Annotated in this window: 2 protein-coding genes and 1 pseudogene; all 3 read left to right on the top strand. The window is 68.6% G+C overall.

The features are described 5' to 3' along the window. Positions 1–881 (top strand): 2-oxo acid dehydrogenase subunit E2 (locus H926_RS0120765; protein ID WP_022677972.1); only part of this gene is annotated, 881 nt, incomplete at its 5' end. Positions 882–900: 19 nt separating this feature from the next. Then, a complete protein-coding gene (locus H926_RS0120760; RefSeq protein WP_022677971.1) occupies positions 901–1,437 on the top strand; it encodes a VOC family protein in 537 nt (178 codons plus the stop codon). 71 nt (positions 1,438–1,508) lie between these two features. Further along, positions 1,509–2,235: pseudogene (locus H926_RS35105) on the top strand (NADH oxidase); the annotation flags it as partial.

Genomic DNA, 2,235 nt, shown 5'->3' with positions numbered 1-2,235 from the left:
CGCAGGACGAGCTGGCCGATGGGGCCAAGGTATTCGCCTCTCCCCTCGCCCGGCGCCTGGCCGCGCGGCACGGTATTGCCCTGGCCGGCATCACTGGGACCGGCCCACGCGGGCGTATTTCCAAGGCTGACGTGCTGGCGCTGGTGCCTGCCCCTGCTGCCCCGCCGGCCGGCATGGCGCCGTTCGTGCCCGTGCCCAACCTGCCCACGGTCGTGCCGTTCGACCGGGTGCGCAAGGTGGTGGCGCAGCGGCTGACCCAGGCCAAGCAGGACATTCCACATTTCTACCTGCGCACCAGTGCGCGGCTGGATGAACTGCTCGCCCTGCGCCAGACGGCCAACCTGGTCTTGGGCATCAAGGCCTCGATCAACGATTACCTGGTGCGCGCCACCGCGCTTACCCTGGCCCAGCACGGCGATGTCAACGTGCAGGTGCACGGGGACAGCGTGCACCGCTTTGCCCATGCCGATATCGCCATTGCCGTGGCCAGCCCCAAGGGCCTGGTCACGCCGATCGTGCGCCAGGCCGATCGCCTGGGCATGCCCGGCATTGCCGCCGCCACCCGCGCCCTGATCGACAAGGCGCAGGCCGGCAAGCTGGGCTATGACGACATGGAAGGCGGCACCTTTTCCATCTCCAACCTGGGGATGTTCGGGGTGGAAGAGTTTGCCGCGATCATCAATCCGCCCCAGGCCGCGATCCTTGCGGTGGGTGCGGCAGCCCGCACCCCATGCGAGTTGCCGGGCGGCGCCGTGGGCTTTGAAACGCGGTTGGCGCTGACGCTGTCGGTCGATCATCGCGCCGTCGATGGCGCGGCCGCCGCCGCGTTCCTCGCCACGCTCAAGGGCCTGCTCGAAGCGCCCGAGAGCCTGTTTGCCTGATAGTCTGACGGAGCACACCATGTCCCAGCGCGGCCCCCTCACCCAGTTTGGCCCCATCTTCCAGATGGCCTACCTGCCCGCCGATTTCGATGCGGCGATCGACTATTGGACCAGGGTGGTCGGCGCCGGTCCGTTCTTCCTGATGGAAGGCATCACGCTGGCCGACATGACCTATCTGGGCGAGCCGAGCGACGCGCGCTTTTCGGCCGCCTGGGGCTATTGGGGCGACATGCAGATCGAACTGATCCGCGCGGAAAACGATGCGCCGTCGATCTATACCGGCCCCTATGCGGTGACCGACCGGCTGCACCATGTGTGTGTCGAGGTGGATGACCTGGAACCGGTGCGCGCCGCGCTGGCGCAAGCGGGCGCCACGATCCTGATCGAAGGCAAGGTGGGCGAAACCGGCGGGGTGATCTATGCCGATGCCGGCGCCGGGCCGGGTGGCGTGATCGAATATGTCAAGCTGATGGAAGGCGGCGCTGGGCTTTTCGCCATGATGCGCGAGGCCGCGCGCGATTGGGATGGCCGCGATCCGCTGCGCAAGCTGGGCTGACCGGCGGTTGCAAGCGCCGCTGCCCGATCCCATGTAGCAGGGCCCGCTGACAAAACGGAAACACCAACGCCATGCAACCGCAAACCACCCTCGTCCTGACCAGCCAGGCGCACGAAGACGGCAAGATCATCGCCGCGCTCACCGAAATGCCCCTGCCCGAACCGGCCGAGAACGAACTGGTGATCGCGGTGGAGGCCGCGCCGATCAACCCATCTGACCTGGGCCTGCTGTTCAGCTCTGCCCGCGTCGACCAGGCAACGTTTGCCCCCGGCCGCGTGGAAGCGCCGCTCTCGCCGGCTGGCCTGGCCGCGCTGTCCGGCCGCCTGGGCGAGGTCATGCCAGTGGGCAACGAAGGCGCCGGCACGGTGATCGCTGCCGGCAGCAGCCCGCGCGCGCAGGCCTTGATCGGCCGCCGCGTGGCGACCTTTGCCGGTGGCATGTATGCCCGCCATCGCGTTGTTCCGATCGAGGCCTGCATGGTCCTGCCCGAAGGCACGAGCGCACAGGATGGCGCGGCGGCCTTCGTCAACCCGTTGACCGCGCTGGGCTTTGTCGAAACCCTGCGCGCCGTGGGCGGCAAGGGCATCGTCCACACCGCCGCCGCGTCCAACCTCGGGCAGATGCTGGTGCGCCTGTGCGCCGCCGAAGGCGTGCCGCTGGTCAACGTGGTGCGCAAGCCCGAACAGGCCGATCTGCTGCGCGGCTTGGGCGCGGCCCACCTGGTTGACAGCTCCAGCCCCGATTTCGTGGCGGACCTGCGCCAGGCCCTGGAAGCAACCGGCGCCGATACCGTGTTCG

This window comes from Novosphingobium sp. B-7 (assembly GCF_000410615.1).
GTDB classification, from domain to species: domain Bacteria; phylum Pseudomonadota; class Alphaproteobacteria; order Sphingomonadales; family Sphingomonadaceae; genus Novosphingobium; species Novosphingobium capsulatum.
The sequence above is the reverse complement of the archived record's forward strand: the minus strand, read 5'-3'. Positions and strand labels throughout refer to the sequence as shown.